The sequence below is a fragment of the Microbacterium sp. 22215 genome (assembly GCF_052045655.1).
In the GTDB taxonomy this organism is placed as follows: domain Bacteria; phylum Actinomycetota; class Actinomycetes; order Actinomycetales; family Microbacteriaceae; genus Microbacterium; species Microbacterium phyllosphaerae.
On record NZ_JBQEPC010000001.1, the window covers coordinates 481907 to 504919 of the forward strand.

Below are 23013 nucleotides of genomic sequence, written 5' to 3' on the forward strand. Positions count from 1 at the left end.
CCCCGGGGTTACCCTCGGATCATGAGCCATGCAACCCGTACGGCGCGCGGTGACAGGCTCCGATCGGCGGCCGCCGGGCTGAGCGCGGCGGTCGTCGCGGTCGGCCTGGCGGAGCTGGTCGCCGCGGTCGTCGAACCGAGCGCGAGTCCGTTCGCGGTGATCGGCAGCGGTCTGATCGATCTCGCCCCGAGCTGGGCGAAGGATGCGGCCATCGCTCTCTTCGGCACCGGTGACAAGGTCGCGCTCATCACCGGCATCGCGATCGTGCTCGTGGGCGTCGCGGCGCTCGCCGGCATCCTCGAGTCCCGCCGGGCGGGTGTGGGCTCCGCCATCCTCGGCGCGCTCGGCGTGCTCGCTCTGGTGGCCGCGATGATCCGCCCCGGCGCGGGGCCCTTCGCCTGGCTGCCCGGTCTCGTCGCCGGCGTCGCCGCGGTGGTCGCGCTGAGGCTCCTCATGCGCACGGTGCATCCGGTTCCGTATCTTCGCGCCGAGCACGAGGAGCGCAGACGGTTCCTGCTGTGGACGGTCGGCGTCGCCGCCACGGGACTCGCGGCACTCGCGATCGGCAACGTCGCTCGCGGCGCGACCAGGTCGATCGAGGCGGTGCGCACGATGCTTCGCCTGCCCGCTCCGACCACCGCCGCCCCGGCGGTACCGGCCGCGGCCGAGCTCGACATCCCCGGACTCGCCTCCGTCGTCACCCCGAACACCGAGTTCTACCGCATCGACACCGCGCTCATAGTGCCGCGGATCGACCCGGCCGACTGGTCGCTGCGCATTCACGGGATGGTCGAGCGCGAGGTCGTGATCACGTGGGACGAGCTGTTGACCCTGCCGATGACGGAGACGCACGTGACACTCGCGTGCGTCTCGAACGAGGTCGGCGGCGATCTGATCGGCAACGCCCGCTGGCTCGGACACCCGATCCGCGAGCTCCTCGCCCGCGCGGGGGTCGATTCGGATGCCGACATGGTGCTCTCCCGGTCGTCCGACGGATTCACCGCCTCGACGCCGATCGAGGCGCTCACCGACGATCGCGACGCCCTGCTCGCCGTGGGGATGAACGGTGACCCGCTGCCGATCGAGCACGGATTCCCGGTGCGCATGGTGGTCCCGGGGCTCTACGGGTACGTGTCGGCGACGAAGTGGGTGACAGAACTGCGGGTCACCCGGTTCGATCAGGCATCCGCGTACTGGACCGACCGTGGATGGTCGGAACGCGGACCCGTCAAGCTGCAGTCGCGCATCGACGTGCCGCGCCCGGGTCAGCGCATCGACGCCGGCGACGCCGTGATCGCCGGAATGGCGTGGCAGCAGCATGTGGGAGTCGACGGGGTCGAGGTTCGCGTCGACGAGGGGCCGTGGCGTCGCGCGGAGCTCGCGACCGCGATCTCGGCCGACACGTGGGTGCAGTGGCGTCTGCCCTGGACGGCGGAGAGCGGCGCGCACACGATCGAGTGTCGGGCGATCAGCGCCGACGGAGAGACCCAGACGTCCGATCCGGCGGACGTCGTGCCCGACGGCGCCCAGGGCTGGCACCGCATCCAGGTCTCGGTCGCCTGAGCGTAACCACCCCCGTCTTCCCACCTAGAATTGACCCCATGCCCGCAGGCGAATCGTTCTACATCACCACGCCCATCTACTACCCCTCCGATGTGCCTCACATCGGCCACGGGTACACCTCGGTGGCGGTCGACGCGCTCGCGCGTTGGCACCGTCAGGGCGGCGATGACACGTGGATGCTCACGGGCACCGATGAGCACGGCCAGAAGATGCTCCGCGCTGCCGCGGCGAACAACGTCACCCCGCAGGAGTGGGTCGACAAGCTCGTCACCGAGGCGTGGTTCCCGCTGCTGAAGACCCTCGACGTGGCGAACGACGACTTCATCCGCACCACGCAGGAGCGCCACGAGACGAACGTGCAGACGTTCTTCCAGCGGCTCTACGACCGCGGCTACATCTACGCGGGCGAGTACGAGGCGCTGTACTGCGTGGGCTGCGAGGAGTTCAAGCCCGAGTCCGAGATCGTCGACGGCACCGGTCCGTTCGAGGGGCTCAAGGTCTGCGCGATCCACTCGAAGCCGCTCGAGCTGCTGCAGGAGAAGAACTACTTCTTCAAGCTCAGCGAGTTCCAGGACCGCCTGCTCGACCTCTACAAGACGCAGCCCGATTTCGTGCGCCCCGACTCGGCGCGCAACGAGGTCGTCTCGTTCGTGAGCCAGGGCCTCAAGGATCTCTCGATCTCGCGCTCGACGTTCGACTGGGGCATCCCGCTCCCGTGGGATGAGTCCCACGTCATCTACGTGTGGGTCGATGCGCTGCTCAACTACGCCACGGCCGTCGGCTACGGCTCCGACGAGGAGACGTTCGACCGCCGCTGGCCCGCGTACCACGTGGTCGGAAAAGACATCCTGCGCTTCCACGCCGTCATCTGGCCCGCACTGCTGATGGCCGCAGGCCTCGACGTGCCGAAGGGCGTGTTCGCGCACGGCTGGCTGCTGGTCGGCGGCGAGAAGATGTCGAAATCGAAGCTCACCGGCATCGCGCCGACCGAGATCACCGACGTCTTCGGCTCCGACGCGTACCGCTTCTACTTCCTGTCGGCGATCGCGTTCGGCCAGGACGGGTCGTTCTCGTGGGAGGACCTCTCGGCCCGCTACCAGGCCGAGCTCGCGAACGGCTTCGGCAACCTGGCCTCGCGCACCACGGCGATGATCGAGAAGTACTTCGAGGGCGTCGTGCCGGCAGCCGCCGAGTACACGGAGCGCGACCTCGAGATCCAGAAGATCGTGGCGGATGCGGCATCGAATGCGGATGCCGCCGTCGAGCAGTTCCGCATCGACGAGGCCATCTCGTCGATCTGGACGATCGTCGACGCACTGAACGGATACATCACCGAGAACGAGCCCTGGGCGCTGGCCCGCGACGAGGCTCAGCGCGGTCGCCTCGGCACCGTGCTGTACACGTGCGCCGAGGGCCTGCGCGCCCTCGCCGTTCTGCTCTCGCCGGTGATGCCGCAGTCGACCGAGAAGCTGTGGGTCGCGCTCGGCGCCGCCGAGAGCCTCGGCCGCCTGCAGGACCAGCCGATCCGCGAGGCGGGCGCCTGGGGCGTGCTGCGCCCGGGCACGAGCGTCAACGGTCTCGCGCCGCTGTTCCCGCGCGTGGAGTCCACCGCCTGAGCATGACGTACGTGCAGCAGCGAGACGGCGGCGGCCGCAAGGACCTCCGATATCCGGCGGCGCCCGAGCCGCTCGCCGTGCCTGTCTACGACAACCACGCGCACCTCGAGATCCTCGACGGCGATGAGCCGCTGTCGCTGACCGAGCAGCTCGACCGCGCGGCGGCCGTCGGCATCGCGGGCGTGGTGCAGGCCTCGGGCGACATCGAGTCGTCCCGCTGGGCGGTCGAGGCCGCGGCATCCGACTCCCGTGTGCTCGCGGCCGTCGCGATCCACCCGAACGACGCGCCCGCGTATGCCGAGCAGGGGCGTCTCGGCGGGGTCGGTCTCAGCGAGGCGATCGCCGTGATCGATGAGCTCGCCGCCCACCCGCGCACCCGCGCGATCGGTGAGACCGGGCTCGACTTCTTCCGCACCGAACCCGAGCGTCGCGCCCCGCAGTTCGAATCGTTCGAGGCGCACATCGCGCTGGCCAAGAAGCACGGCATCGCCATGCAGATCCACGATCGCGACGCGCACGATGCGGTGCTCGAGACGCTGACCCGGGTGGGAGCGCCGGAGAAGACGGTCTTCCACTGCTTCTCGGGCGACGACGCGATGGCCAGTATCTGTGCGGATGCCGGCTACCACCTGTCGTTCGCGGGCAACGTCACGTTCAAGAACGCGCAGAATCTGCGGGATGCCCTGAAGGTCACGCCGCTCGATCGCATCCTCGTCGAGACCGACGCGCCGTTCCTCACACCGACGCCGCTGCGCGGCCGGCCGAACGCCCCCTATCTCGTGCCGATCACGGTGCGATTCATGGCGGCGGAGCTCGGCCTCGAGGTCGATGAGCTGTCGGCGCAGCTCGCCGCCAACACCCTGCGGGTCTACGGCTCGTTCGACTGAGTCTCGATCGCCTGCGTGTCGGACACCGGCTTCGCCGAGACGATCTGCGAGATCGGCTTCCAGACCAGCAGCAGCGTGAGCGCGGCGCCGACGAACGCGAACCACCAGGGGGCGGTGAGTCCCCAGATCTCGGCGATCACACCGCCGAGCGCCTGGCCAATCACCATGCCGCCGAAGACCCCGACCATGTTGACCGATGCGACCCTGCCCTGCAGCTCGGCCGGCACCAGGCGCTGTCGCACCGTGGTCGAGATCGTGCCCCAGACGAACGCGTAGGCGCCGAACACGAACATGATCACGAGCGCGACCCACCCGGCGGTCGTGAGGGCGAAGGCCAGGTGCATCAGCACCTCGAGCGACAGCACCACGCGCATGAGCGTCGCGAACGACACGTGGCGTTCGAGCCACCCGAAGCACAGCGTGGCGAGCAGACCGCCCGCGGCGGATGCCGTCGTCAACGCGCCGTAGCCGACGGCGCCCATGTTCAGGTGCTCGGTGGCGTACAGCACGAGCACGCCCCAGGGGGCCGCCCACGTCACGTTGAAGACCAGGATGATGAGCACGAGCATCCGCACCGGCGGGTTCTGCCACAGCCAGCGGAGCCCCTCGCCGATGTCGGTGTGTACGTGCGACCTCTCGCCCGCGCCCGCCGACCGCGGAGGCACGGGGGTGCGCGCCATGCGCGAGATCAGCACGACCGCGAGCAGCACGCAGAGGATCTCGAGCAGGAACGGCCACGCGGTTCCCGCGGCGAAGAGGAAGGCGCCGAGCGGAGGACCGGCGAACTGGTTCGCGACGAGGTAGCCGGCCTGCAGACGCGCGTTGCCGATTCCCAGATCCGCCGGCTTCACGAGCATCGGCAGCAGGGTGCTGCCCGCCGTGTCGACGAACACCTCGGCGGTGCCGTAGAGGAAGGCGGTGGCGAGCACGATCCAGATGTTCGCGGTGCCGGTGAGGAGGAACGCGCAGAGACCCGCGAGCACGACCGCACGCGCCGCGTTGGCGACCATGACGAGTCGGCGACGGTCGAACCGATCGGCGATCGCCCCCGCATGCAGGCCGAAGAGCAGCCAGGGGAGGAACTGCAGGATGGCGCCGGCCGCGACGAGGATCGGCGATGACGTCATCGACGCGATGAGCAGGGGAGCGGCCGCGAGCGCGACACCGTCTCCGACGTTGCTCGTCCACGATGACGCGAGCAGCCAGCGGAAATCCCTGCCCATGCGCCGAGGTGCGATCAGTTCACCGAGGGAGGGCATCACAGAAGACTACTGGCCGGTTCGGACACTGATGGAGGTGGGGGACAATGGAGCAATGACAGTCACCCTGCTCGGCGCCACCGAGATCCGCCGGCTCGCCGCCGAGCTCGATGTCACACCCACCAAGAAGCTCGGACAGAACTTCGTCGTCGACGCGAACACCGTGCGCAAGATCGTGCACGCGGCGCGGGTGCAGCCGGGGGAGCGGGTCGTCGAGGTCGGACCGGGGCTCGGCTCGCTGACCCTCGCGATCCTCGAGGCCGGAGCATCCGTCACCGCCGTCGAGATCGATCACCGGCTCGCCGCCCGTCTGCCGCAGACCGCGGTCGAGCACGGGGTGCCGGCCGAGATGCTCACCGTCGTCGATGCCGACGCGCTGCGCATCACCGAGCTGCCGGGCGAACCCACCGTCCTCGTGGCGAACCTGCCCTACAACGTCTCGGTCCCCGTGCTGCTGCACTTCCTCGAGAACTTCTCGTACCTGAAGCGCGGAGTCGTGATGGTGCAGGCCGAGGTCGCCGAGCGCCTCGCGGCGAAGCCCGGCTCCAAGATCTACGGCTCTCCGAGTGTCAAGGCCGCTTGGTACGGCGAGTGGAGGCTATCCGGCACGGTGTCGCGCCAGGTCTTCTGGCCTGTGCCGAACGTCGACAGCCTGCTCGTCGGCTTCGACCGGTCGGAGGGAGAGCGCGGCTCGGAGGAGGAGCGTCGACGCACGTTCCAGATCGTGGATGCCGCCTTCAACCAGCGGCGCAAGATGCTGCGTCAGGCGCTGTCGGGCATGTTCGGCAGCTCTGCCGCGGCATCCGAGGTGCTGCTCGCTGCCGGGGTCGCTCCGACGGCCCGTGGCGAGGACCTCACGGTCGAGGACTACCAGCGTGTTGCGCAGGAGGTCGCTCGGATCGAAGACGCGGTCGTCACCGACTAACCTGGCACCGTGACCGACTCTCCTCGCTTCCGTCCGAACATCCCCGAGCTGCACCGCCCGTATGCGGCCGACGAGAGCCGCTACCAGCAGTTCGAGTATCGCCAGGTGGGCACCTCAGGGCTCTTCCTGCCGCCGATCTCGCTCGGGCTGTGGTGGAACTTCGGCGACAACATCCCGCTCGACAACCAGCGCGAGCTGCTGCGTCACGCGTTCGACCGCGGCATCACGCACTTCGACCTGGCGAACAACTACGGCCCGCCGTACGGCTCGGCCGAGAAGAACTTCGGGCGGATCTTCGCCGAGGACTTCCGCCCCTACCGCGACGAGCTGATCATCTCGTCGAAGGCCGGCTGGGACATGTGGCCCGGTCCCTACGGAGACTTCGCGAGCCGCAAGTACATCCTCGCGAGCGCCGAGCAGTCGCTGACCCGCATGGGTCTCGACTACGTCGACATCTTCTATTCGCACCGCGCCGACCCCGTGACCCCGGTCGCCGAGACGGTCGCCGCGCTCGACACGCTCGTGCGCCAGGGCAAGGCGCTCTATGTCGGCATCTCGTCGTACAGCGCCGAGCGCACGGCCGAGGCCGTCGCTGTGGCCACCGAGCTCGGCACGCCGCTGGTGATCCACCAGCCCGCGTACTCGATCCTCAACCGCTGGGTCGAAGACGGGCTCACCGAGACGCTCGATCAGGCGGGGGTGGGCGCGATCGCGTTCACGCCGCTCGCGCAGGGCCTGCTCACCGACAAGTACCTCGGAGACGGCACCGCATCGCGCGCACAGAAGCGCGGTTCGCTGCCGGAGGCTCCGCTGTCGGATGCCGCGGTCGAGACCCTCCGGTCACTGAACGAGATCGCGAAGGAGCGCGGACAGTCGCTCGCGCAGCTGGCGATCCAGTGGACGCTGCGAAACCCCGTGGTCGCCTCTGCGCTGGTCGGCGCCTCGCGCCCCGCGCAACTCGACGAGAACATCGCCGCGGTCAACGGCCCGGCCTTCACGGCCGACCAGCTCACCCGCATCGACGAGGCCGCAGGCTCCATCGACGTCGACCTGTGGGCGTCGTCCACGGAGCTGTGACGGGAAGACCCAGATGAGCTTCGCCGCCCCCGCCGACTCCGTGCACGTCCGCGCACCCGGGAAGATCAACGTCTATCTCGGCGTGGGCGGCCGTCACGAAGACGGGTATCACGCGCTCGCGACCGTCTTCCAGGCGGTGTCTCTCTACGAGGACGTGATCGCGCGGCATGCCGACGACTTCTCGATCACGGTGTCGGGCGTCGACGATCTCGACTCCGTGCCGCTGGACGACCGGAACCTCGCCATGCGGGCAGCGAAGCTGCTCGCCTCGGCTGCCGGCTACGAGGGCGGGGTCGCGCTCGAGATCCGCAAGAGCGTGCCGGTCGCCGGGGGCATGGGCGGAGGCTCGGCGGATGCCGCAGCGGCCCTCGTCGCGTGCGATGCGCTGTGGGGTACCGGTTTCTCGACCGCACGGCTGCACGAGCTCGGTGCGCGTCTCGGCGCTGACGTGCCGTTCGCGCTGCACGGCGGCACGGCGGTGGGGACCGGCAGGGGAGACCAGCTGAACCCGGCGCTCGCTCGCGGCCGCTTCGACTGGGTGCTCGTCCCTAGCGATGAGGGGCTCTCGACGCCGGTGGTCTATGCCCGGCTCGACGCCCTGCGCGACGACGAGGGCGCTCTCGCCGATGATCCGCCCCTCTCCCTGGAAGTGCCGGCGCCTGTCCTCCAGGCGCTGCGTTCGGGAGACCCGGATCTGCTGGCCGAGAGCATCTACAACGATCTGCAGGAGGCCGCTCTGTACGAGCGCCCGGAACTGGAGACGACCATCCTGCGCGGCATCCACGCCGGAGCGCTCCAGGGCATCGTGTCGGGCTCCGGTCCCACGGTCGCTCTGCTGTGCGCGAGTCCCGAGGGTGCGCAGGAGGTGCAGTCGCTGCTGCGCGAGCACGGCCTCGAGTCGCTTCACGTGCACGGCCCGGTGCAGGGCGCGCGCATCATCTCCTGAGCGGTCGCTGCACCGGCTCGACGTGCGCTCGGTGCGCCTGGCGTACATAATGTAGAGACGATGTGACCGTGCACATACGAGGAGGTCTGTGATGTCGACCGCCTCTGAGCGCGCGCGGATGCCGAGCATCCGCGACGTCGCCCGTCTCGCAGGCGTCTCGCATCAGACGGTCTCGCGCGTGCTGAACGACCACCCCAGCATCCGCCCCGAGACCAAGGCCAAGGTCCTCGACGCGATCGCAGTGCTCGACTATCGGCCCAACCTCGCGGCCAGAGCGCTGGTGACGAGCAAGTCGAACATGCTCGGCATCCTGGCGGCGACCGTGGGTGAGTTCGGTCCCACATCGTCGATCGTCGGCATCGAGGACGCCGCCCGCGAGGAGGGGTATTCGGTCTCGACGCTGAATCTCTCGGCGACGACTCCGGAGGCCATCGGCAATGCTCTGCGTCAGCTGGCCCGCGAGCAGGTCGACGGCATCGTCGTGCTGGCCCCGCAGGTGCGGGCGTTCCACGTGCTGCGCGGGATGGCGGTCGAGATCCCGTTCGTCTCGCTGCAGACGGCATCCGGCTCCGACGGAGTGAGCCTGTCCGCCGACCAGGTCGCCGGTGCGCGCACGGCCACCGAACATCTGATCGGTCTCGGGCACAGCGACATCATCCACATCGCCGGTCCGCAGGACTGGATCGAGGCGGAGTCTCGCATGCGCGGGTACCTGGATGCTCTGCGCGAGGCCGACCTGCCGACCTTCCCGCCCATCCGAGGTGACTGGACGGCGGACTTCGGCTACTTCGCGGGGCAGGAACTGTCGCGCCGCCGCGACTTCACCGCCGTGTTCGTCGCGAACGACCAGATGGCGATCGGACTGCTGCACGGGTTCCGCGACGCCGGCATCCGCGTGCCGGAGGATGTGAGCGTCGTCGGGTTCGACGACATCCCGGTCGCCGCCCATGTCGCGCCGACCCTGAGCACGGTGCATCAGGACTTCCCCGAGCTCGGGCGCAGGGCCGTGCGCCTGCTCCTCGCGCAGATCAGAGGAGAGCGGGTGCCCGAGTTCGGGCCGCTGCAGACCACCCTGCGCACCAGGGAATCGTCCGCACCTCGATAGAGCCACAATTTGGCTCGTGGTCTTGACACCGACTCAGCGAGCGTAGACTATGTAATCCAATGTGAACGGTCACATAGAAGGTGACCGCCCGTCGCGAGGAAGATCTTGTGAGCACCACAGCAACGTTGCCGGTCGTGTCAGGCCCCATCCTGGAGATGCGCAGCATCACCAAGGAGTTCCCGGGTGTCAAAGCGCTGTCCGACGTGTCCATCACTGTCCGCGCAGGAGAGATCCACGCCATCTGCGGGGAGAACGGCGCGGGGAAGTCGACCCTGATGAAGGTCCTCTCCGGCGTCTACCCCTACGGCACCTACGAGGGGCAGATCCTGCTCTACGGCGAGGAACAGCGCTACCGCGACATCGCGGCCAGCGAGCAGGCCGGGATCGCGATCATCCACCAGGAGCTCGCGCTGATCCCCGAGCTCTCGATCACCGAGAACATCTTCCTCGGCAACGAGATCCGACACTTCGGGCGCATCGACTGGCGCGCGCAGCGTCAGCGCACCGTCGAGCTGCTGGCCCGCGTCGGTCTGCGCGAAGACCCCGATGTGGCGATCAAGACCCTCGGTGTCGGCAAGCAGCAGCTGATCGAGATCGCCAAGGCCCTGAACAAGGACGTCAAGCTGCTGATCCTCGACGAGCCGACTGCCGCGCTGAACGAGAACGACTCGCAGCACCTGCTCGACCTGATCCTCGGCCTCAAGGCCAAGGGCATCGCGTCGATCATGATCAGCCACAAGCTCAACGAGATCGAGCAGATCGCCGACGAGATCACGATCATCCGCGACGGCCGCACGGTCGAGACGCTCGACATCTCTCGTGGCGAGATCAACGAGGACCGCATCATCCGCGGCATGGTCGGCCGCTCGCTCGAGAGCCGCTACCCGGACCGCACCCCCGAGATCGGCGAAGTGTTCTTCGAGGTCAAGGACTGGTGGGTGCAGCACCCCACGGTCTCCGAGCGCATGGTCGTCAAGGGCTCGAACCTCAACGTGCGCCGCGGCGAGGTCGTCGGCATCGCCGGACTCATGGGCGCCGGTCGCACCGAGTTCATGATGAGCCTCTTCGGCCGTTCCTACGGCACCTTCCTGGGCGGACAGGTCTTCAAGGACGGACAGGAGATCTCGATGCCCGACGTCTCCTCCGCGATCAAGCACGGACTCGCGTACGTCAGCGAGGACCGCAAGGTGCTCGGGCTCAACCTGCTCGACACGATCAAGCGCTCGGTCGTGGCGGCGAAGCTCTCGAAGATCTCGCGCCGAGGCGTCGTCGACGAGCGGCAGGAGTTCGTGATCGCGGAGCAGTACCGCAAGGCGCTGCGCATCAAGACGCCGAGCGTCGAAGAGGGAGTCGGCAAGCTCTCGGGCGGAAACCAGCAGAAGGTCGTGCTGGCGCGGTGGATGTTCACCGATCCCGATCTGCTGATCCTCGACGAACCCACCCGTGGCATCGACGTCGGAGCGAAGTACGAGATCTACGCGATCATCAACGAGCTCGCCTCCCAGGGCAAGGGCGTCATCGTGATCTCCAGCGAGCTGCCCGAGCTCCTCGGCATCTCCGACCGCATCTACACCGTCTTCGAAGGTCGGGTCACCGACTGCATCCCGGCCGACCAGGCGACACCCGAGGCCCTCATGCGCAGCATGACCTCCGCGAACCAGAAAGCATCAGCATGACCACCGACCTCACGACAACGAAGCGTGGCTTCCACTTCGGCGACATCCGCAAGATGTTCGGAAGCAACGGCACCTCGTCGCTGCGCCAGTTCGGCATCCTGGGCAGCCTCATCGTCATCATCGTCCTCTTCGAGATCCTGACGCTGCTGCGCAACGGTCCGAACGGGGCCACGCTGACGTCGGGCAACCTGATCAACGTCATCAACCAGTACTCGTTCATCCTGATCCTCGCGATCGGCATGGTGATGGTGATCATCATGGGTCACATCGACCTGTCCGTCGGTTCGGTTGCCGCGTTCACCGGCATCATCGTGGCGAAGTCGATGACCGACTGGAACCTCCCCTGGCCGCTCGCGATCCTGCTGGGTCTCGGTGTCGGCGCCCTGGTGGGTGCATGGCAGGGGTTCTGGGTCGCCTACGTCGGGGTCCCCGCGTTCATCGTGACGCTCGCCGGCATGCTCTTCTTCCGCGGGGCTCAGCAGTGGATCGGTGACGCGCAGACGATCCCGGTGCCCAAGGGATTCCAGATCATCGGCACGGGCTACCTGCCGGAGGTGGGGCTTCCCCTCCCGTTCAACGTCCCGACGATGATCCTCGCGCTCGTCGCCGTGGCATGGCTGATCTTCTGGGAGATCCGCACCCGTCGCGTGCAGCACAAGATGGGCTCCGACAGCGCACCCGTGTGGGTCAGTGTCGTCAAGGTCGTGCTGCTCTCCGTGGTCGTCCTCGTGGCCGCATGGATGTTCGCGACCGGACGCCCCGGCACGAGCTTCCCGGTTCCGGGTCTGATCCTGCTCGCGCTCGTCATCATCTACTCGTTCCTCACGCGCAACACCGTGTTCGGTCGTCACATCTACGCCGTCGGTGGCAACCGTCAGGCCGCTCGCCTGTCGGGTGTCAAGGACCGCTGGGTCGACTTCTTCGTCATGATGAACATGTCGATGATGGCCGCTCTCGCGGGCATGATCTTCGTGGCCCGCTCGCAGGCGTCCGGACCGAACGACGGCACCGGCTGGGAGCTGGATGCCATCGCCTCGGTGTTCATCGGTGGCGCCGCGGTCGCCGGTGGCATCGGTACCGTGATCGGATCGATCATCGGTGGTCTCGTCATGGCCTTCCTCAACAACGGCCTCGCACTGCTCGGACAGGGCGCCGACGTCGTCTCGATGATCAAGGGCCTCGTGCTCCTGCTCGCGGTCGGCATCGACGTCTGGAACAAGCAGCAGGGTCGTCCGTCGCTCATCGGATTCATGACCCGTCGCTCGGGTCGCAAGAGCGACCCGGAGGCCACCGCGACCTTCGAACCCAACAGGACTTACCAAGCCCCACCCGTCGACAAGACGCGGGCCGAGTAAGCGGGCTCTGCGCGCAGTGCTCGCACGCAGGATCCGTCACATCACACAGAAAGAGATCACATGAAGAAGATCATCGTCACAGCGACAGCGCTCGTCGCGACGGCTGCCTTCGCGCTCACCGGCTGCTCGGCCGAGCGTGGCGGCGGAACCGACACGGGATCCGGCGACGAGGCCGCAGCGGGCTTCGCAGCCGACTCCTCGATCGGCGTCGCTCTTCCCGACAAGACCAGTGAGAACTGGGTCCTTGCCGGACAGCTGTTCACCGACGGACTGGAGAAGGCCGGATTCAAGGCTGACGTCCAGTACGCTCCCGCGAGCAACACCGTCGCCGAGCAGCAGAACCAGATCCAGGCCATGGTCCAGAACGGTGCCAAGGTCATCATCATCGGCGCGAAGGACGGCAAGCAGCTGGCCACGCAGGTGCAGGCGGCCAAGGACGCCGGCGCATACGTGATCGCGTACGACCGCCTCATCGAGAACACCGAGGCCGTCGACTACTACGTCGCGTTCGACAACTTCAAGGTCGGTCAGCTGCAGGGCCAGGCTCTGCTCGACGGCCTCGCCGAGCGTGCGGGTCACGAGGCTCCGTACAACATCGAGCTCTTCTCGGGCTCGCCCGATGACGCCAACTCGAAGGTCTTCTTCGACGGCGCCATGGACGTGCTGAAGCCGAAGATCGACGACGGCACCCTGAAGGTCGTCTCCGGTCAGACCGAGATCGCGCAGACCGCGACCGAGGGCTGGCTTCCCGAGAACGCGCAGAACCGCATGGACACGATCCTCACCTCGTCGTACAGCGGTGACACCGTGATCGACGGCGTTCTGTCCCCGAACGACACCCTTGCTCGCGCCATCATCACCTCGGTGCAGCAGGCCGGCAAGCCGGTTCCGGTCGTCACGGGTCAGGACTCCGAGGTCGAGTCGGTGAAGTCGATCATGGAGGGCATCCAGTACTCCACGATCAACAAGGACACCGCGCTGCTCGTCGAGCAGTCGATCAAGATGGTCGGCCAGCTCCAGAAGGGCGACGAGGTCGACGTCAACGACACCGAGTCCTACGACAACGGTGCCAAGGTCGTTCCGGCATACCTGCTCGACCCGATCATCGTCACCAAGGAGAACGCGGCCGAAGCTTACGCCAACGTGCCGAGCCTCCTCGAGATCGTGAAGTCGTACCAGTAAGCGCTTCCGCTCGAACAGCGACGAGCCGTCCGGACCTTCGGGTCCGGGCGGCTCTTCGCTGAGTCGGGTCGACTGCCACACCGCGCGCGGGTGAGCCGCTGGCGGGAAGCGAACGTGCTGTCGGAAGCTTTCCGCACGCCGTGCGCTACCCCCAGATCGGGTCGTCGGGGTCGGGAGAGTCTGTGCCGTCGGCGTCGGTCATGATGCGCGCTTCAGCGATCCACGACGTCAGAGGGGCGTCGTGGAGGAGATGTGGTCGCGGTGTGTCGAGGAGTACGGAGGCCCTCACGTGGTCCAGCGGCTCATCGCTCGCGAAAATGACGACGTTGCCGAGCGGCCCTTCCGTATCGTCCGGCTCTGCGTCGAGCACGACAGCGACGTGATCGAACACGGTGCTCAGGGTGGCGGCCTGTCGTCGTGAGTATTCGAACGGATGCCCGTCGAGCAGGTTCACGGCGACCACGCCCGCTGCTGCAGAGCGCGCGGCGACCCGGCGGTAGAATTCCTGGCTGGCCACACGATGCCGGATGACAGCGGCATCCCAGAGATCGACGACGGTGAAGAACGCATCCACCCAATCGGTGTCGGCTGCGGTGGGACCACTCGCTGCGTCGTCGAGTCCGGGGGACGGAGATGACTGCACCGGCGATGGCTTCTCATTCGGGAGCGCCGCGTCTGCGACCGTCCGAGCGTCGCCGAAGATGACTCGTATGTCGGAGCCGGGAGGCAATGGCAGCGCGTCGATGACGGCGGCGTAGAGCGCGGGTTCGAACTCCACCACCAACTGAGGTGATCCGGCGCGCGTCGCCTGTACGTAGCGTGCCAGCGTGAGTGCTCCGGCCCCCAGATGCACGGTGAACAGCGGCGCACCAGGCTCGGCGGCGGCATCCATTGCGCGGGCGATGTGTTGGGTGTAGCTGTACTCGAGGGCGGTGGGTTCGGTGATCGAGACGACGGACTGCGCAACTCCATCCACACTGAGCTCGAAGCGACCGGGTCGCCTTCTCGACTGCACCAGCTTTGCCCTGCGGTCGGCTAGTGAGAGCGTGAACACCCGGCGACTCCATGGCACCTGTCTAGTTTAAGCCGGAGGGGGTCGGTCGGCGGCTGCCTCTCGAGGAGCTCCTTCTTGTTGGCGTGCTGCTGTGATGCGTTCTTCAGCAGCCGACGCCGGTGGGTTTCTCGAGACAGGTATGTGCGACGAGCGCGGTGTGCGCTTCGAGGATCCGGATCTCCTGGTCGGGTCCGTCGGTCGTGAGCTGCCCGTCGACAGGCAGCCAGCCGTCGCCGAGATCGATCTCGGCGGCGTAGCGGACATCGACTTCGGCCAAGTACACACCTGTCTCCTCGTAGACGTGGCTCGTGGGAGTCGGGGTGAACTGGGCCTGGTCCAGTGCCGCCCACGTCTGCCCGGGACGGGTCACCGTCGCTGAGTCGCCATCGCCGTAGGTGTAGTCGTAGCCGGCGGGGGTGAAACGGACCCGCAGCGGGATGCCGAAGAGTGCGCCGCTCTGTATCTGGGTCGTCGCGCTGGCGACGAAGTTCGTCGGCATCCCGGCGACCCCGACATTGCCCGGTTCGGATTCCGCGCGAACGGGCGCGGGGGCGAACTTCGCCAGGTCGCTGATCGTGATCGTCGGCGTGCCCGGTGTCGGGGGAGTGGTCGCCTCGGGAACGGGTCGACCCGGTTGTGGTGCGCACCGGGTCGTTCCCGCGTCGTCCATACAGGCCGCGAGTTCCAGCGCTCGCTTGCTCGGTCCGGCGGGTGTCGTCGACGTGTCGGGGCCGCCGTCGCCTCGTGGTGCGTTCGTCTTGGGTTTGGCGCCGGGCTGTTGTCGCGTGCCGGAGACGGTCAGGGTCGAGCCGTTGGTCGATCCGCAAAGGCCCCCTGCAGCCCACTGAGAATCACAGGATGACGTCGCGGCACCCGAGATCGCGGGCACGAGCATCATCCCGAATGTGACTAGCGTGGCGACTAGCATTCTTCTCCTTCGATCAAGACCGAGTCGGCGATCAGCAAGGTGTCCTTCGAGCCCACAAACGTCACTTCTAGCGGCAGCCGCGCGGGCCGATCGGCCGGGGTAACGTCATCGCCCTTGTCGTCGACCACACGGGTGTTCTTGACGTTGATGCAGACACGTGCAACGACCTCGATGGGGCTGTCGCTCAAGTTGGCGGACTCGCCTCGAAATCCATCAATCATTGCTTCTCCGAGAATGTGGAGGTGGTGTTCTTCGAAGTAGCGTTCCGCGTCCAAGTCGCTTTCGAGGGCCACCCCAGTCAGGTAGCGCTGCGGATCCGCATCCCTCGACTCAGCCCGCCGCGCGTTGCCAGCATCGTTGTAAGCCCGGTACACCTCCTCCGCGGCGGCGAACGCCTCGTCCTCGCTGGCGAATGCAGGCGTCGGCGAGGGGGCCGGCGCCGGTTCGGGCGCGCATCCGACGAGCTGCGCCGTTCCGAGCACCATCAGCGTGGACACTACGTACGCACCGACTGCGAGGTTCTTTCTACCGCGCACGCTCAGCACCCGCAGCTCGTGAGGTCGGGGCAGGAGGCGCAACTTGCGGCCTGCTCTCGCTTGGCGCGGTCAGCGGCCGGATCTGCAGGAACCCCTGGCGACGGGGCGATCAGTGTGTGCTTCGGTTCTGAGCTACGGCATCGCGAGGCGGGTTCCAGCATCTGACTGTCGAGGAGTAGCTCGCCATGGACCGATATGAACCCCAGATACGCGACAAGGAAGTCCGGCGAGTCCTCTGGGAACTCCGATTCACCGTAGCGATCGACCATCGTGAGGTCGGACACGTCGAGGCAGGCTATGGCCTCGACGCTCGGATCGGAACTCGGTGTCACGACCTCGAAGTACTTAACCACGACGTTCCCGTCGACGACCTGCTTCTGGTCATGCCGGAATCTCCACGACTCCGACAGGCTTGCGTACAGCCCCTCACTTGTGAACTCTGCCGCAGGGGTGAACGTCGCGGGGTCCGCGAAGTCGATTGCATTCGAGGCGTCGATGTAAGACCGGTATACCTCTTCGGCTGTGCCGGATTCCCGCTCTTCAACGGGGCGAGCGCTGCGTGCCGGAGCATCAGTCGTGGCCGGCGCGCAGCCGACGAAAACGCTGGTCATGAGGAAGATGCCGAGCACAGAAGCGAGCCGCGAGCGCGTAGAAGGGAGAGGAGGTTGAGGAGGAGTCACCGCGCCACCGTAATGAAACCACTGCGTGCCGCGTCGGCGTTATCCACAGTTCCACACGTCCACGCGCGCAGCTGCGCCTCGATCGTCTTACAGCCGCACCCCGACCGTCAGAACGGCGCGCGCACGGCATCCGACTCGGTGAAGGTGACCGTGTTCGGTGCAGGGGGAGTGTCTCTGTAGGTGCGGCCGGTCGGGCTCGTCCATTCGATGACTCCACCGGGCTTCTGTTCGACGTGCCAGGGGGAGTTGTGCTTCAGAACGTGGTGCCGCCGACAGAATGAGGCGAGGTTCGTCTCGCAGGTCGCTCCGTCCGCGGAGGCCGCGTGATTGTGGTCGAGGTCGCACTTGCGCGCCGCGATCCCGCAGCCGGGGAATCGACATCGCTGATCTCTCGCTCGTAGATGTCGTCGCAGGTGTTTGCTCGGGCGGTATCGGTCGACCGCGAGAACCCGACCGCTGATCGGATGCGTCAACACCCGATCCCACCCCGTCGCGATACCAGCCAGCTTTCGGGCGGTATCTGTGTCGATGGGGATCACGCCGTCGAGTTCAGCGGGCGGACTCATGTGGGCTTCGTCGGTTGACGGCGGGTCGCCCGGCGCATCGCCCGCATAGCCTGCGTCGGACCCACCGTCGGCGCCATCCGCGCGGTCAGAGTCGTCATCCTCCATCAGGGTCGTCACCGGCACAGTGACCTCGATACGCGCCGTGATCTCGGAGAACAGCCCGTCTTCGGTGTCGTGACCGCTCGGTGCACCGCTGAGCACCAGGTCGGTGAGCAGATCGACGCGGATCTCGTCGACCGTGCGATCGTCGGCGTCGAACTCCCGCCCGTCTCGCTTCGCCTCCCGCTTCGCGCGAAGAGTCTCTTCGCGCAGCGCGTGCGCCATCTGCGAGAGGCGGTCGAACATGCCGTGGATCAGGGCCGCGGGGGCGTGCGCGTGCAGCGCGGCCATCCCGTCTTCGCCGTCGGTCACCCAGACGCGCCGCTGAGCGCGCGCCTTGCGGTGCCGCTCCGTCACGGTCGTGGCAGCGAATCTCTCGGCGACCCGACGCGCCAGCGCGCGCAGCCGGTTGGGTGACTCCGCCTCGGCCAGGGGCAGCATGATCGCCGCGTACGCCTCACGGGCAGCGGGCGATTCGATGTGCGAGCCCGCATCGACGATGACTCGGGAGTGCGCGGCGCCTATGCGACCCTGCCCCTGTGCCTCCCAGACGGTCGGGAAGAGGTCGACCAGCATCCCCGCCGCTGCCATCCGTCGCTCGATGGTGCGATCGCTGACGTGCTGCACCGTGGCGATCTCGGCTGCGATGGTGCGGATCGAGTGGTCGCCGCGGTCGGGATGGTCGCCCTGTTTCGCGATGTCGATCGCCAGTCGTGCCGCGATCGCGAGAAGACCGTCGCGAGCAGCCATCATGCTGCTCAGCGTCGCCTCCGCGATCTGCAGCGACGTCACCAGATCGGCGAGTGTCGCCATCTGGGAGTCCGTCGCGTCGAGCAGTGCTGTCATGCAATAAGTAGATCAGCAACCACCGACATTCGAACTAAGCTTCGAGTTATTCCGATGCGGACATGGTCACGAATCGATAACGGCTCGTGCCACACTGACGGGATGCTCCTCCATGCGATCGATGCACCGGCCGACGCCGTCACGGATGCAGGCGCGACCACCGTGGTCCTGCTCCACGGAATGATTGGATCATCCGAGAGCTGGTGGCGTGTGATCCCGCGTCTCACAGCTCGGGGATACCGTGTGCTCGCACTCGACCTGCCTGGTCACGGCCTGTCGCCGCGAGACCCCGACCTCACCATCGAGCAGGCCGCGGCCTCCGTCGTCGAGACCGTGCAGAAACTCTCTAGCGGGCATCCGGTCGCAGCCATCGGACACTCCTACGGCGCGAGCGTCCTCGCAGCGGCAGCCAGCGAGCTCCGCCCGGAGGTCGCCGTCTACGTCGACGCGTCGCTCAGGCTGATCGGTGGTCACGACCGCGCGCGCCTCGCCGCGCAGTACGCCGACGACCGACATGCCCGATCGTCGGCGGAGAGCCTGCGCGCCTCCCGGTCCTACTACTCCGACACGGACGCGGCGGTCGAGGCACGCGCCGCGTCGCGGTTCGACCCGGCGACGATGGCATCCGTCTCGTGCGGAGCCGATCATGTGTGGCTTCCGGATGCGGTCTCGATCGTCGTCCGTGCAGACCCGAGCACGTGGGTGAGCGACGCCGATGCAGAACGGTTCGCGCGGCACGGCATCGACGTGCGGAGCATCTCCGGCGCCGCGCACACGGTCTGGTACAGCCATTTCGACGAGTTCCTCGCGTCGGTCCCCGAACTCTTCGGCTGACGCGACGACTCGTCGGATGACGCGACCGGTGTTCGGCTGACGTGACAGATGCGGTGCAGCCTCCGCCTGACCGAGCCGTACAGCATGCCCGACTACCCTGGGATGCAACATGGCACATCTTCTCGGGGCAGAAGCCCTTCACCTCGAATATCCGACGAGGGTCGTCTTCGACTCCGTGACCCTCGGCATCGAAGAAGGTGACCGCATCGGCATCGTCGGCCGCAACGGCGACGGAAAGTCGAGTCTGCTGGGCATGCTGGCCGGCATCAAGGAGCCGAACTCCGGTCGGGTGACCGTGCGCGGCGGCACGACCATCGGCGTCCTCGACCAGGCGGACACGCTCAGCGACGACCTCACCATCAGCGCAGCGGTCGTCGGCGACACCCCTGAATACGAGTGGGCCGGCGATCCCCGCATCCGCGACGTGATCGAGGGTCTGCTGAAAGACCTCCCGTGGGATGCCGAGATCGGCTCGCTCAGCGGTGGCCAGCGTCGTCGTGTCTCGCTCGCCAAGCTGCTCACCGGCGACTGGGACGTCATCGCCCTCGACGAGCCCACCAACCACCTCGACGTCGAGGCCATCACCTGGCTCGCCGGTCACCTCAAGAAGCGGTGGAGCGCGAACTCCGGAGCACTCATGGTCGTGACGCACGACCGGTGGTTCCTCGACGAGATCTGCACCGAGACCTGGGAGGTGCACGACCGGATCGTCGAGCCCTTCGAGGGTGGCTACGCGGCCTACATCCTGCAGCGCGTCGAGCGCGACCGGATGGCGGCCGCCACCGAGGCCAAGCGTCAGAACCTCGCCAAGAAGGAGCTCGCCTGGCTCCGACGAGGCGCCCCGGCCCGAACCGCGAAGCCGAAGTTCCGCATCGACGCGGCCAACGAGCTCATCGCCGACGTGCCGGAGATCCGCGACAAGATCTCGCTGCAGTCTCTCGCCGTCTCGCGCCTCGGTAAGGACGTCGTCGACCTGCTCGACGTCGGAGTGACGTACCCCACCGCCGACGGCGGCACGCGAGAGGTGCTCCGTGACGTCGAGTGGCGCATCGCGCCGGGCGAGCGCACCGGAATCCTCGGCGTCAACGGTGCCGGCAAGTCGACGCTGCTCGGGCTCATCTCGGGCACGGTCGAGCCCACCGTCGGCCGCGTGAAGCGCGGCACGACCGTGAAGGTCAAGACCCTCACCCAGCGCCTCGACGAACTCGAGGACGTGCGGCGCGAGCCGGTGCGCGTCGTGATCTCGCGTCTGCGCACGTCCTACACGATGGGTGCAGGATCCAAGGCGCAGGAGCTCACCCCCGGGCAGCTGCTCGAGCGCCTGGGCTTCGACTCCGCGCAGCTCTCCACGCCGGTGAAGGACCTCTCCGGTGGGCAGCAGCGTCGACTCCAGCTGCTGCTCGTGCTCCTCGACCAGCCGAACGTGCTGATCCTCGACGAGCCGACCAACGATCTCGACACCGACATGCTCGCGGCGATCGAGGACCTGCTCGACTCGTGGTCGGGAACCCTGCTGGTCGTCAGCCACGACCGGTACTTCCTCGAGCGCGTGACGGATCAGCAGTTCGCGATCCTCGACGGTCACCTGCGACACCTCCCCGGAGGGGTCGACGAGTATCTGCGTCTGCGCCAGCTGCAGACCTCGGCGCCGGGCAAGTCGCAGACCGCCGTCAACACCGAGAAGAAGGCCCCCAGCCTCGACGGCGCCGCCCTGCGCGCCGCGCAGAAGGAGGTCGCGTCGCTGGAGCGTCGCATCCAGAAGCTCACGCAGCAGGTCGACAAGGCGAAGACCGCTCTCGCGGATCACGACCAGTCGGACTTCGCCGGCCTCGGCGACAAGATGAAGGCGATCAGTGACCAGCAGGCCGAGATCGAGGAGCTCGAACTCCGCTGGTTCGAGCTGACCGAGGAACTCGACTGACCTGACCCTCGCCATCTAGCCTTCGTGGGAATACGGTGGCAGTGCGATGCGCTGTGCTCTGGGCGGGGTTCGATGCCATCCGGGATCGCACAGCTTGATCCTGCGGTACCCGGGAGGTTCAGATGGAAGGACTCGAGGTCACCGTCCTGATCGGACTCACGATCCTCGTGGGCACGGTGATCGCGCCGCGCGTCCGGTTGGCGCTGCCGCTCGTGCTCGTGATCTTCGGCCTGCTGCTCGGCTTCGTGCCGCAGCTGCGCGAGATCCAGCTGCCCCCGGAGACGGTGCTGCTGCTGTTCCTCCCCGTGATGCTGTTCTGGGAGAGCCTGACGACATCACTGCGCTCGATCCGACGTGACTTCCGCTACATCCTGCCGATGAGCACGGTGCTCGTCGTGGCATCCGCGTTCGCCGTCGCAGGCGTGGGGCTGCTGTTCGGGATGCCGTGGGAGACCGCGCTGATCCTGGGTGCCGCGGTCGCTCCGCCGGATGCGACGGCCGTCGCCGCGCTCGGCCGGCTGCTGCCGAGGCGCATGTTCATGAAGCTCAAGGCCGAGAGCCTGACGAACGACGGCACCGCTCTGGTGCTGTACGCGATCGCCGTGTCGCTGGCACTCGGCGGCAACATCACGCCGCTCTCGGTGACGATGTCTGTGCTCACCTCGTACATCGGAGGCATCGCGGCCGGTGTCGTCGTCGCGGCGCTCGGCTACCTGCTGCTGCGTCGCACGTCGTCGACGATCGTCATCAACGTGACGCTGCTGCTCATCCCGTTCTCGGCGTTCCTGCTCGCCGAGATCGTGCACGCGTCCGGCGTCCTCGCCGTGGTGGTCGCGGGTCTCATCGTCGCGTACGTGTCGCCGCGCGTGACCACGGCATCGTCCCGGAGACAAGCCGACGCGGCCTGGCCGTTCGGTGTCTTCCTGCTCAACGGAGCCCTGTTCGTGCTGATCGGGTTGGAGGTGCAGTTCGTCGCGCACGAGATCTCGGCCGCCGCGATCGGACGCCTTGTGCTCATCACCCTCGGCGTCTGGGTGACGCTGCTGGTCGTGCGCTACCTGTTCCAGCTCATGAACATGCCGTTCCAGCGCAGGACGGGCGCGCGACCGTCTCCTGGAGCGCGGGCGCGCTCGATGGCGGTGTCGACCGTCGCAGGAATGAGGGGAGCGGTGTCGCTCGCGATCGCCCTGTCGGTTCCCGCCGCGAGCGCGACCGAGGGCGAGATCGCCGGCCGAGACGAGATCGTCTTCGTCACCGCGGGCGTGATCATGCTGAGCCTGCTCGTGCAGGGTCCGCTGCTGCCCGCGATCGTGCGATGGGCGCGATTCCCGGTCGACCACGTCGAAGACGAGGAGTACGAGCTCGCCGAGCGCACGATCTCGGGTGCGGCACTCGCCGCTCTCGACGACCTCGCGGCAGAGCACGGCGTCGGACAGGAGATCCGCGACAAGGTGCGCGCCGAGGGCTACCAGATGCTCGAGTTCTCGAACGCCCGCGCTCTGGCCCGAGAGCAGGCCATCGTCGACGCTGAGGCTCAGGCACTGGACGTGCTGCTCGACGAGCCGGATCCGCTCGGCAGCGGGAACACGATGTCGGAGGCGGCAGGCGACGGCGGATCGGATGGCGGTGGATCGGATGCTGCGCAGACGATGCTGCGACTGCCGGACGCGACCCGCATCGGTGCCGACGGCGAGGGCGCGGACGGCGAGGTCAGGACCCTGCAGATGCTCGCCACGTCGGCCGACGTCGACGTCATGCAGCGCTCGCCGCTGCTGCGGCACGAGGAGCACACCCGGCTGAAGCTCGCGCTCATCGATCGCAAGCGCGAAGTGCTGCTGGGGCTGCGTCGGGAAGGCACGGTCGACGATCTCGTCGTGCGGCGCATCTCGGCGCGGCTCGATCTCGAGCAGGTGCGGCTGCAGGGCATCGAAGACTACGACTGAGAGCTGTGACGCTCT

At 67.4% G+C, this 23013-nt stretch carries 19 protein-coding genes; 13 read left to right on the top strand and 6 right to left on the bottom strand.

The window, feature by feature from the left end; all coding sequences use genetic code 11:
* Nucleotides 1-21 precede the first annotated feature (21 nt).
* From ACTJKH_RS02500 to ACTJKH_RS02510, 3 genes are read left to right on the top strand one after another with little or no spacing between them, the layout of a single operon-like run.
* Nucleotides 22-1563, top strand: coding sequence for a molybdopterin-dependent oxidoreductase (locus ACTJKH_RS02500; RefSeq protein ID WP_440735627.1), 1542 nt, complete (start codon nt 22-24; stop codon nt 1561-1563).
* A 38-nt stretch (nt 1564-1601) separates the two neighbouring features.
* Nucleotides 1602-3179, top strand: a complete 1578-nt coding sequence (gene metG / locus ACTJKH_RS02505; RefSeq protein ID WP_440735628.1) for a methionine--tRNA ligase — start codon at nt 1602-1604, stop codon at nt 3177-3179.
* Nucleotides 3180-3181: 2 nt separating this feature from the next.
* Complete coding sequence (locus ACTJKH_RS02510; RefSeq protein WP_440735629.1) at nt 3182-4066, top strand: TatD family hydrolase; 885 nt, start codon at nt 3182-3184, stop codon at nt 4064-4066.
* On the opposite strand, the gene ACTJKH_RS02515 is transcribed toward ACTJKH_RS02510, so the two are convergent.
* Nucleotides 4048-5325 carry an MFS transporter gene (locus ACTJKH_RS02515; RefSeq protein WP_440735630.1) on the bottom strand — a complete coding sequence of 426 codons (1278 nt, stop codon included), beginning with the start codon at nt 5323-5325 and terminating at the stop codon, nt 4048-4050. The genes ACTJKH_RS02510 and ACTJKH_RS02515 overlap by 19 nt on opposite strands.
* A 55-nt stretch (nt 5326-5380) precedes the next feature.
* On the opposite strand from ACTJKH_RS02515, the gene rsmA reads away from it, so the two are divergent.
* The 7 genes from rsmA (at nt 5381) to ACTJKH_RS02550 (ending at nt 13591) form a co-directional block, all read left to right on the top strand.
* Nucleotides 5381-6250 carry a 16S rRNA (adenine(1518)-N(6)/adenine(1519)-N(6))-dimethyltransferase RsmA gene (gene rsmA / locus ACTJKH_RS02520; RefSeq protein ID WP_440735631.1) on the top strand — a complete coding sequence of 290 codons (870 nt, stop codon included), beginning with the start codon at nt 5381-5383 and terminating at the stop codon, nt 6248-6250.
* A 9-nt stretch (nt 6251-6259) separates the two neighbouring features.
* Entirely contained in the window at nt 6260-7327 is a 1068-nt protein-coding gene (locus ACTJKH_RS02525) for an aldo/keto reductase (RefSeq protein WP_440735632.1), read from the top strand.
* A gap of 13 nt (nt 7328-7340) precedes the next feature.
* Entirely contained in the window at nt 7341-8273 is a 933-nt protein-coding gene (locus ACTJKH_RS02530) for a 4-(cytidine 5'-diphospho)-2-C-methyl-D-erythritol kinase (protein WP_440735633.1), read from the top strand.
* Between the two features lie 91 nt (nt 8274-8364).
* Nucleotides 8365-9378 carry a LacI family DNA-binding transcriptional regulator gene (locus tag ACTJKH_RS02535; RefSeq protein ID WP_210098500.1) on the top strand — a complete coding sequence of 338 codons (1014 nt, stop codon included), beginning with the start codon at nt 8365-8367 and terminating at the stop codon, nt 9376-9378.
* Nucleotides 9379-9533: 155 nt separating this feature from the next.
* Nucleotides 9534-11054: a multiple monosaccharide ABC transporter ATP-binding protein gene (gene mmsA / locus ACTJKH_RS02540; protein WP_440735743.1), complete on the top strand. Its 1521-nt coding sequence runs from the start codon at nt 9534-9536 to the stop codon at nt 11052-11054.
* A complete protein-coding gene (mmsB, locus tag ACTJKH_RS02545; protein ID WP_440735634.1) occupies nt 11051-12409 on the top strand; it encodes a multiple monosaccharide ABC transporter permease in 1359 nt (452 codons plus the stop codon). The genes mmsA and mmsB overlap by 4 nt, the downstream gene beginning before the upstream one ends.
* Before the next feature lie 60 nt (nt 12410-12469).
* On the top strand, nt 12470-13591 hold the full coding sequence (locus ACTJKH_RS02550) for a substrate-binding domain-containing protein (RefSeq protein WP_210098498.1): 1122 nt from the start codon (nt 12470-12472) through the stop codon (nt 13589-13591).
* Nucleotides 13592-13736: 145 nt separating this feature from the next.
* On the opposite strand, the gene ACTJKH_RS02555 is transcribed toward ACTJKH_RS02550, so the two are convergent.
* The 5 genes from ACTJKH_RS02555 to ACTJKH_RS02575 all read right to left on the bottom strand — a co-directional run bounded on the left by ACTJKH_RS02555 (nt 13737) and on the right by ACTJKH_RS02575 (nt 18300).
* Nucleotides 13737-14567, bottom strand: a complete 831-nt coding sequence (locus tag ACTJKH_RS02555; protein WP_440735635.1) for a hypothetical protein — start codon at nt 14565-14567, stop codon at nt 13737-13739.
* A 181-nt stretch (nt 14568-14748) separates the two neighbouring features.
* Complete coding sequence (locus ACTJKH_RS02560; RefSeq protein WP_440735636.1) at nt 14749-15543, bottom strand: hypothetical protein; 795 nt, start codon at nt 15541-15543, stop codon at nt 14749-14751.
* Between the two features lie 23 nt (nt 15544-15566).
* A complete protein-coding gene (locus ACTJKH_RS02565; protein WP_440735637.1) occupies nt 15567-16058 on the bottom strand; it encodes a hypothetical protein in 492 nt (163 codons plus the stop codon).
* A 53-nt stretch (nt 16059-16111) separates the two neighbouring features.
* Nucleotides 16112-16738, bottom strand: a complete 627-nt coding sequence (locus tag ACTJKH_RS02570) for a hypothetical protein (RefSeq protein ID WP_440735638.1) — start codon at nt 16736-16738, stop codon at nt 16112-16114.
* A gap of 158 nt (nt 16739-16896) precedes the next feature.
* Nucleotides 16897-18300 carry a DUF222 domain-containing protein gene (locus tag ACTJKH_RS02575; RefSeq protein ID WP_440735639.1) on the bottom strand — a complete coding sequence of 468 codons (1404 nt, stop codon included), beginning with the start codon at nt 18298-18300 and terminating at the stop codon, nt 16897-16899.
* 102 nt (nt 18301-18402) lie between these two features.
* On the opposite strand from ACTJKH_RS02575, the gene ACTJKH_RS02580 reads away from it, so the two are divergent.
* From ACTJKH_RS02580 to ACTJKH_RS02590, 3 genes are all read left to right on the top strand, one after another.
* Nucleotides 18403-19134: an alpha/beta fold hydrolase gene (locus ACTJKH_RS02580; protein ID WP_440735640.1), complete on the top strand. Its 732-nt coding sequence runs from the start codon at nt 18403-18405 to the stop codon at nt 19132-19134.
* 109 nt (nt 19135-19243) lie between these two features.
* Complete coding sequence (locus ACTJKH_RS02585; RefSeq protein ID WP_440735641.1) at nt 19244-21055, top strand: ABC-F family ATP-binding cassette domain-containing protein; 1812 nt, start codon at nt 19244-19246, stop codon at nt 21053-21055.
* Between the two features lie 122 nt (nt 21056-21177).
* Nucleotides 21178-22998, top strand: coding sequence for a Na+/H+ antiporter (locus tag ACTJKH_RS02590; RefSeq protein WP_440735642.1), 1821 nt, complete (start codon nt 21178-21180; stop codon nt 22996-22998).
* Nucleotides 22999-23013: the final 15 nt, after the last annotated feature.

Excerpts from the sequence above, each read along its gene's own strand:
- ACTJKH_RS02500 (WP_440735627.1), top strand. The coding sequence starts at position 22 with ATGAGCCATGCAACCCGTACGGCGCGCGGTGACAGGCTCCGATCGGCG.
- metG (WP_440735628.1), top strand. The coding sequence starts at position 1,602 with ATGCCCGCAGGCGAATCGTTCTACATCACCACGCCCATCTACTACCCC.
- ACTJKH_RS02510 (WP_440735629.1), top strand. The coding sequence starts at position 3,182 with ATGACGTACGTGCAGCAGCGAGACGGCGGCGGCCGCAAGGACCTCCGA.
- ACTJKH_RS02515 (WP_440735630.1), bottom strand. The coding sequence starts at position 5,325 with ATGCCCTCCCTCGGTGAACTGATCGCACCTCGGCGCATGGGCAGGGAT.
- rsmA (WP_440735631.1), top strand. The coding sequence starts at position 5,381 with ATGACAGTCACCCTGCTCGGCGCCACCGAGATCCGCCGGCTCGCCGCC.
- ACTJKH_RS02530 (WP_440735633.1), top strand. The coding sequence starts at position 7,341 with ATGAGCTTCGCCGCCCCCGCCGACTCCGTGCACGTCCGCGCACCCGGG.
- ACTJKH_RS02535 (WP_210098500.1), top strand. The coding sequence starts at position 8,365 with ATGTCGACCGCCTCTGAGCGCGCGCGGATGCCGAGCATCCGCGACGTC.
- mmsA (WP_440735743.1), top strand. The coding sequence starts at position 9,534 with ATGCGCAGCATCACCAAGGAGTTCCCGGGTGTCAAAGCGCTGTCCGAC.
- mmsB (WP_440735634.1), top strand. The coding sequence starts at position 11,051 with ATGACCACCGACCTCACGACAACGAAGCGTGGCTTCCACTTCGGCGAC.
- ACTJKH_RS02550 (WP_210098498.1), top strand. The coding sequence starts at position 12,470 with ATGAAGAAGATCATCGTCACAGCGACAGCGCTCGTCGCGACGGCTGCC.
- ACTJKH_RS02560 (WP_440735636.1), bottom strand. The coding sequence starts at position 15,543 with ATGATGCTCGTGCCCGCGATCTCGGGTGCCGCGACGTCATCCTGTGAT.
- ACTJKH_RS02565 (WP_440735637.1), bottom strand. The coding sequence starts at position 16,058 with ATGGTGCTCGGAACGGCGCAGCTCGTCGGATGCGCGCCCGAACCGGCG.
- ACTJKH_RS02575 (WP_440735639.1), bottom strand. The coding sequence starts at position 18,300 with ATGACAGCACTGCTCGACGCGACGGACTCCCAGATGGCGACACTCGCC.
- ACTJKH_RS02580 (WP_440735640.1), top strand. The coding sequence starts at position 18,403 with ATGCTCCTCCATGCGATCGATGCACCGGCCGACGCCGTCACGGATGCA.
- ACTJKH_RS02585 (WP_440735641.1), top strand. The coding sequence starts at position 19,244 with ATGGCACATCTTCTCGGGGCAGAAGCCCTTCACCTCGAATATCCGACG.
- ACTJKH_RS02590 (WP_440735642.1), top strand. The coding sequence starts at position 21,178 with ATGGAAGGACTCGAGGTCACCGTCCTGATCGGACTCACGATCCTCGTG.